This is a genomic window from Enterococcus sp., from assembly GCF_022711995.1.
In the GTDB taxonomy this organism is placed as follows: domain Bacteria; phylum Bacillota; class Bacilli; order Lactobacillales; family Enterococcaceae; genus Enterococcus_D.
Map to the genome: position 1 here is coordinate 1 of NZ_JALAHI010000007.1, position 7295 is coordinate 7295.

6 protein-coding genes and 1 pseudogene are annotated in these 7295 nt (G+C 39.2%); 3 read left to right on the top strand and 4 right to left on the bottom strand.

All coding sequences use genetic code 11. From position 1 onward, the window contains the following. Positions 1-173 precede the first annotated feature (173 nt). Together Q0A12_RS00445 and Q0A12_RS00450 are read right to left on the bottom strand one after the other, a co-directional pair. A pseudogene (locus tag Q0A12_RS00445) lies at positions 174-827 on the bottom strand (response regulator transcription factor). A gap of 50 nt (positions 828-877) precedes the next feature. Further along, on the bottom strand, positions 878-2338 hold the full coding sequence (locus Q0A12_RS00450) for a HAMP domain-containing sensor histidine kinase (RefSeq protein WP_291290763.1): 1461 nt from the start codon (positions 2336-2338) through the stop codon (positions 878-880). 460 nt (positions 2339-2798) lie between these two features. Here Q0A12_RS00450 and Q0A12_RS00455 point away from each other — a divergent pair, with 460 nt between their 5' ends. Next, positions 2799-3272, top strand: a complete 474-nt coding sequence (locus tag Q0A12_RS00455; protein WP_291290764.1) for a GNAT family N-acetyltransferase — start codon at positions 2799-2801, stop codon at positions 3270-3272. Between the two features lie 79 nt (positions 3273-3351). On the opposite strand, the gene Q0A12_RS00460 is transcribed toward Q0A12_RS00455, so the two are convergent. Further along, the gene (locus tag Q0A12_RS00460; protein ID WP_291290765.1) at positions 3352-3912 is read right to left on the bottom strand and encodes a hypothetical protein; all 561 of its coding nucleotides are present in this window, start codon (positions 3910-3912) and stop codon (positions 3352-3354) included. A gap of 314 nt (positions 3913-4226) precedes the next feature. On the opposite strand from Q0A12_RS00460, the gene Q0A12_RS00465 reads away from it, so the two are divergent. Together Q0A12_RS00465 and Q0A12_RS00470 are read left to right on the top strand one after the other, a co-directional pair. After that, positions 4227-4940, top strand: coding sequence for a (p)ppGpp synthetase (locus tag Q0A12_RS00465; RefSeq protein ID WP_291290766.1), 714 nt, complete (start codon positions 4227-4229; stop codon positions 4938-4940). 83 nt (positions 4941-5023) lie between these two features. After that, positions 5024-6244, top strand: coding sequence for a chloride channel protein (locus Q0A12_RS00470; protein WP_291290767.1), 1221 nt, complete (start codon positions 5024-5026; stop codon positions 6242-6244). A 663-nt stretch (positions 6245-6907) separates the two neighbouring features. On the opposite strand, the gene Q0A12_RS00475 is transcribed toward Q0A12_RS00470, so the two are convergent. Then, a partial coding sequence (locus tag Q0A12_RS00475) for a MucBP domain-containing protein (RefSeq protein WP_291290768.1) occupies positions 6908-7295 on the bottom strand: 388 nt, incomplete at its 5' end.

Here is a 7295-nt window from a genome sequence, read left to right on the forward strand (position 1 = left end):
CAATTTATTTCATTTATTAGTTTTTTTTTAACCTGCTTACATTTTTGTAATATAAAGCAGTTTCACGCAAAAAAGCACCCTTTTCTTTACAAAAAAAAGCAAGAATCTCTTTCATCAGCCGACGGACTGAGAAAAGTTTCTTGCTTTTTATCTTGTTGGAGCAGATTGGCTGTTTAGGCTTTGAAACGATAGCCAGCGCCCCAGACGGTTTGAATGTATTGAGGATTGGTGGGATCTTCCTCAACTTTTTCTCTTAAACGATTGATATGCACAGCAACGGTTCGGATATTGCCGAGTGCTTCCATTCCCCAAATCTTTTCGTACAGTTGTTCTTTGCTAAAGACGATCTCCGGGTTCTCCATCAAAAAGAGCAACAACTCATATTCTCGGTGTTTGCAGTCAACTTCGCTTCCATCCACATAGACACGATGGGTCTGAGAATTGATTCGGATGCCACCTAATTCGATTTCACTAGATACAGTTTCTGTCTGTTTTCCACGTTTGATCCGATTGTACTAGGCAATGTTCGCTTTCACACGAGCGACAAGCTCAGTGGGGGAAAACGGCTTTGAGATATAATCATCTGCACCTATACCCAAGCCTCTTAGTTTCTCTAACTCTTCTGACTTGGCCGTCACCATAATGATGGGAATATCGACCTTGTCCCGAATGTTGCGGCAAATTTCATGGCCATCCATTCCTGGTAACATCACATCCAGTAAAATCAACTGGTACTTTTCTGTCAACGCTTCATGATAGCCTGCACAGCCATCATTAACGATACAGACCTCGTACCCTTCCATTTCTAAAAAGTCTTTTTCGATCATTGAAATATCTTCATCGTCTTCAATAATTAATACTCGTACACGCAACTTTTTCACTTCCTTTTTGATTTCACTGGGAGTATGATAACGATCGTCAGTCCCCCATTTGAATGGTTACAGGCTTGAATCGTTCCATGGAATCCTTCAATGATTTTCTTTGAAATCGCCAATCCCAAACCGTTCCCTTTGCTTGGATTGGTTCGTGAACGGTCATCACGATAGAAGAGTTCAAACAAATTTTCTAAATTTTCCTCTGAGACGCCATTGCCGTTGTCGGTGATCGATAAGATAAATTGTTCCGCAATAACTTCATAGGATACAACTACTTCCTTGTCCTTGCGATCAACATATTTACGGGCATTTTCAAATAAATTCGTCAAAACGGTGCGAAATTGTACCGGATCAACTTCTAAAACAACATTTTGATCATTCGATGCGAGGGTTATCTTTAATCCGTTCAGCTCATATTCCTGCTGGATAAAGCCAATGTATTCATCGATCAGTTTCTTGCTAGTAGTTGTCACCAGATTAAAAGGAAACTCTCCAGTGTCTAGTTTCGAAAATAAGAAAAGCTGAGCAATCACTTGATCCAAGTCATCGATTTTCTTTTTCACGATCGTAAAGTATTTGCTTCGCATCGCCGGTGTCTGAGCGATTCCCTTCTCCAGCCCCTCCACATATGCTTTAATCGAAGTCAGAGGAGTCCGCAGATCGTGGGAAATACCAGCGATCAACTCTCGTCGATTAGCTTCCAATTTATTCTGATTATCCATCATCTGTTTCAACTGGCGAGCCATTCCATTAAAATCTTTCGAGACGGGCAAAAATTCATCTTGCTTCGTATACTGGATCTGATACTGCAAATCGCCTTCTCTGATTTTGTAAAATCCCTTCGTCAATAAATCTAAAGGATCGGTGATGCTTTTAGTCAAATATCGGGTCAGAACACGACTGGTGATAAAGATGATTGAGAGAATCAAAATTACGACGACTACGATGATGCGCGACAACATCGACTTATAATCACGATCCCACAATGGATCTTGATAATACAGATCATTGTAATAATTCGAATTGATCAAAATGATCTTGTAATGATTGGTCTCAAAAGTGGTGAGAAAGGTTTGGTCTTTTAGATAACTATGCTCCCCTACTTCTTTTAAAGCAACATCCAACATTTTCTGATCCGTTACTTCACCAACCGATGAAATCAGCTGATCGCCATCATAGACCAGTAACGCAATATCTTTACTGTGTTGGGTCTTCTTGAAATGCTTCAGATCAGCGACCACATCAGCATCTGTCGTTTTCTTATTGTCCCATTTGATCATCAAACTCTCCACCGTGGCGTATTGCGCACGAAACTCCGTGTTTTTGATCATCGCCCCTTCGTCCAATCCCCAGAAATACCGCCAAACTAACAAAAAAGCGATCACTGAAGTTAACAAGCTCAATAAAACCGGAACAATAATCATCAATATATGCGAAATAAATAAACGCTGCTTGATAGTCATTCTTTTCCTCTTCTCCTGGATACGCCATGTATCCCACCTTTATCCAACAGTTACAAATCAATCTATTCTTTTTGAAAAACTGCTGTGACCGCTCGTTTTTTCTTAATCAATTTCCTGTAGGGAAATAAACGGACAGCTTATTTTTTTCGATTTTAACCCAAACGAACAGGTTCTTCAATAGGTCGCTTCAGTCATCTGCAAAAGAATAGCTTTTCTCACGGCACACCCGATAATCCGATTTCTTCCTCGATTTTTTTGCCTTATAAAGACGAAGCTAATATGATAGTAACAGGAAATAGTAAACAAAAAGTAAACTATTGCAAAAAAGCAAATGAAATACGAAAAGACAAGCCTCGTCTTTCAAAAGCCAAACGCAGTCAAGCAGATCATATGGCTTCCCTTATTTGTTCTTTCAGACAGCTTTCGTTATACTAAAAAAATGTAAGAAAGGAGCTGCACTATGACAGTCAGAATTGAAGAAGTGACCCAGTCCACTTGGCGCACCGTTGCTGCCTTACAAGTATCAGAATCCCAACGTGCGTTTATTGAAGACAATACCACCTCATTGCTGGAAGCTGCCTATGATACTTCTTTGCATTGGATCCCACTTGCTTTGTACAAGGAAGAAACCATTGTCGGCTTTGCAATGGTCGGTGCCTATAACCAACAAGAACAAAGTATTTGGTTGGATCGCTTGATGATCGATCAGCGTTGGCAAAAATTGGGCTTAGGTAAGAAATTTATGCCATTGCTCCTGGACTATCTGTTCAGCCATTGGACAGTGGAAAAAATCTATTTAAGTGCCCACAGAGAAAACGAAAAAATCTTTTCGTTTTATACCGTTTTTGGCTTTAGCCATACCGGGAAAATAGATCCAGAAAATGGCGAATTGATTATGATATACACGAAAACGACTGCGACAGAGCCTTGCTAAAGGTGTTTCGCAGTCGTTTTGTTTACTTCAATGAAAATGCTGCTGGATTTTGGCTGACACTTATACTCATTGGATTCCGTTATGCCTTTATTAAATCAGTCACTAAAGGAATCTCAATTTGATTATGTTCGATTTGGATTAAGATCCTATCTGGATCGCTACTATTTAGTAATGGAACTAAGGAGTCATCTGTCCTTTTTTCAACGGCTGCAAAAGCTGGATGATTCCACAGAAGCAAAAATGGTTTCAAAGAACTGATCGCGAATTTTAGCGGGTTCGTGTTTGCCTTACTTTTTAGATCCAAAAATAAGTAGTGATACCCACTATTCGCGACTAACTGTTTTCTTATCCCTAGATAAAGATACTCCAAGTCTATTACGTTTATTTGTACTATTTTTTGTTCCTGCTTTTTCATAAACAAACCATGGGTTTCTCCCAACTTGATTATATCAACGGTATCTTCTCCAATGATACATTTACAATTCGGCGTTCCAGCTGAACGTTTGACAAACCCTTGAGGATATTCCTTGGCGTCAATTTCAATCAGTGCCGCTACCCGCTTTCCGTCTAGCAACATTTTCGGGATATCATCTGAAAAGGTACTATAAAACCATGTACGATTACTATTTTGCTTGTCCATTTCCCCATCTCCTCCATTTGAATGCTCCTTCAAAAACGTTAGTCTATAAAAGGCGCCATTTTATTATTAAGATTAGTCTACTTCGAATTTCACACACACACAATGGTATTTTTTTATTTTAAATATAATTAATCAAACAAAATGGTTCAATTGAGCTGCTTCATTCAGCTTCTCTGTCCTCGTCCCTCTCTTATTCCCCATGCACGATTTTCTTCTCGAAGCCCTTTTCCGTAAGAAAAGTTGCTCTTGTGTTAAAATTATTATCAAATACGTACTAATTTACTTCCAAGTAAAAATTGAATGGAGAGAGCCAAATGTCTGAATTTCCGATCGTCCAATTGCTTGATATCGTGAACAAAGAACCCTCAGTCAGTGATCACGTTATGGGTGTAGAAGCCATTGAACTTTATCAAGAGCTCACCGTGTATTACCGCTCTGCTTTAGACGAAGTAGAAACCAAATTGTTGATTATTGATCGTGAGTTAGGAAGCAATAGTCACAGCGGTCGAAAAAATAGTATTCACCAAATTCAGAAAAGAATCAAAAAATTTAAAAGTGTCGTCAATAAATTACACAAAAAACAACTGAACTATTCTAAGGAAGTCATCATTGATTCGATTCAGGATTTTGCTGGCTTACGAGTGATTTGTTCTTACCGCGATGATATTTATGCCATCATCGATTCACTGCGGCGACATCCGGATATCAAGATTCTAAAAACCAAAGACTATTTAGAAAATCCCAAACCAAGCGGCTATCGCAGCGTTCATGTCGTAATTGAAGTACCTGTATATTTTCTCGAAGACACGAAAAAAATCAAAGTTGAAATTCAGTTTCGAACCATTGCAATGGATTTCTGGGCAAGCTTAGAGCATAGTTTGCGGTACAAAAATGATTTAGAAAATCCTGCAATTTCAGAGAAATTACAAAAAATTGCGGAGGACATGGATCATATCGAAAATGATATGCTGGCGATCCGCAAAGAAATCGAAGCTCTTAGTGAGCATAATGAGCCTACTGACTCTTGAAGAACTAGTAGGAACAAGCAGTTGACGTGCGCAAAAATTTTCCAAGCATAAGACAGGATCAATTCAAGAAAAGAGGAAAAAGGATGGTATTTTCTACACTGTTCGTATTGTATAGCAGTTTATTGGGTTTCGTAGTTGGAATACTGGCTGCTGTTTTTTTGTTAGTGACAAACGTTTTGATTGATTTTGTTTGGGTCGATATCCCAAGCCTGGTTTCTATTCCTTTCTATCCGCTAGTTGTTGGCGTAGTAGGCGGAATTTTAGTAGGTCTCATTCAAAAAAGAATAGGGCCATACCCTACAACGATTGAAGAAACATTAGGGGAATTTAAAAGAAAAGGCCGCGTCACCTACAAAAATCACTTACTTAAAAATGGCTTATCTGCGATTATTGTGCTGATGTTTGGTGCAAGTTTAGGACCAGAGGCCGCTCTAGCCGGAATTGTCGGCGGATTGATCACTTGGATAGGTGATCATTTAAAGATGACTTTTGAACATAGAGAAGAGTTAGTAAAAGTCAGTATCGGAACCATGTTGTCCACTATTTTCCGAGCTCCTTTTGTCGGTGTCAGTGAAGTTTTCGAAGAACATGACTCGCTTCAATTGAAAACGAAAGGAAGAAAAATTTTCCTATATGCCCTTAGTACCCTTTTTGGGATTGCAGGTTTTCTTTTCATTGAGCAATTCTCTCCAGAAGAAAGTGTCTTCTCTTTACATTTCCCACAAACGATTGATTGGGCATGGCAAACGATTCTGCTGCTGCCTGTTGGTTGGTTGCTAGGTGCTGTGTTTGGTTTTCTGTTTTTAAAAATCGAACAATTGACGAATCAGTTAGCCCAAAAAATAAATAGCCCAATCATTCAAGCAATAATCGCTGGGATTGCCATTGGTTTATTCGCTCTATGGTCTCCTTATTTCATTTTTTCTGGTGAACATCAGTTGCTACCTCTATCGAAAGAAGCCTTAGGATTTTCCTTTTTCAGCTTACTGTTGCTAGGCATTGGGAAAGCCTTTTTGACCAATTTCTGTTTTGCCTTTGGTTGGCGAGGCGGAAAAATCTTTCCGGCTATTTTTTCAAGCACTGCGATTGGTTTTGCTTTAGTGCACCTGTTTCCTTACACACCAGGCTTGATTGTGGGAGTCGTTGTTGCATCCAGTGTAACGATCATTCTCGGACAACCATTTGTCAGTGCTGCACTGCTGCTTCTGCTGTTTCCCGTTCAATTTTTCCCAGCCATTGTTATCAGCAGTTTCGGAATAAGTAAATTAAGAGATTTTATCAAAGGTAAATCCATCCGTAGCTAACACAGGATATTCTTACTTAATACCTACTTTCTAGCATTACTGAATGTCATTTTTTTAGACAGTAAAAAAGGATTTTTGATAGAAGTTTTTCTACCAGCGGACTCCTCAATGAGAAAAAAGTTTCTGTCTTCGGCAGATACAAGGTAGATCCCGGCATTCCGTGGCTATCGTTAGGATAATCTCGTCTAATTGCTAGTTCTATCACACTTCCCTTGTTCTTTCAGCACAACTCACTATTTCTTAGTCCTCATTTCCAATGAAGACACGCAAAGAAGCACAGAAGTGACTGTGCTTTTTTGATTGTTTGTGCGTTGTGCGTTCTTTCATTACGCCTGCTTAGTGAATCATAAGCTTTTACTGACTGGAATCCATAGCTCACTTTTGCAATCGAGTTTAGATAAATCAGAACTTTCATACCACAAAAGTTCTGATCCTCTTGTCGATTGATAATTAGCCATTGCCAGCCATTCGCTATAAATGCGCGCCCATGTTTCTTAAACCGCTTCTGGAAGATGAATCGATCCCTAACACAACAAAAATACCGAAACGAGAAGATAGATTTCTTGTTTCGGTATTTGGTCGTTCTCTCATTGATCTTTTTTTGGAAAAATCTTTGTTTCAGTTTAAGAATAAAAGCCCTGTAATCAAGCAGATCCTTTTTAATTATTTTCGTCGTTTTATAAAGTAGAATCCGATGAAGCTGACTAGGCCAATTCCCAAGAAGTTTAAGTAACCATTTGTTTTCTCATTGGTTTGCGGCAATTTTGTTGCTGGTGAATCTGGATTTTTTTGCTGATTTTTGTTTTTCACATGAGAGGTCGGTTCGCTATTTTTTTGTTCTGGGTCTGATGGCTCCGTCTGAGACGCCACTTTTTTGTAAACATAAGTAATCGTCTGCGGTTTTCCCCCTAATTCTCCAAGAGCGTTATCTGGTAAATTGTTCTCATCTAGCGTATAACCGTCGATTGTTAATTTATAGGTATCCGTCGTAGCGTCGTAGGCATCACCAATATTTCCACTAATCACTTGTGGGGAATGAATCTCTGTACCC

Coding starts and splice junctions, on each gene's coding strand:
- Q0A12_RS00450 (WP_291290763.1), bottom strand. CDS start 2,338: ATGACTATCAAGCAGCGTTTATTTATTTCGCATATATTGATGATTATT.
- Q0A12_RS00455 (WP_291290764.1), top strand. CDS start 2,799: ATGACAGTCAGAATTGAAGAAGTGACCCAGTCCACTTGGCGCACCGTT.
- Q0A12_RS00470 (WP_291290767.1), top strand. CDS start 5,024: ATGGTATTTTCTACACTGTTCGTATTGTATAGCAGTTTATTGGGTTTC.
- Q0A12_RS00460 (WP_291290765.1), bottom strand. CDS start 3,912: ATGGACAAGCAAAATAGTAATCGTACATGGTTTTATAGTACCTTTTCA.
- Q0A12_RS00465 (WP_291290766.1), top strand. CDS start 4,227: ATGTCTGAATTTCCGATCGTCCAATTGCTTGATATCGTGAACAAAGAA.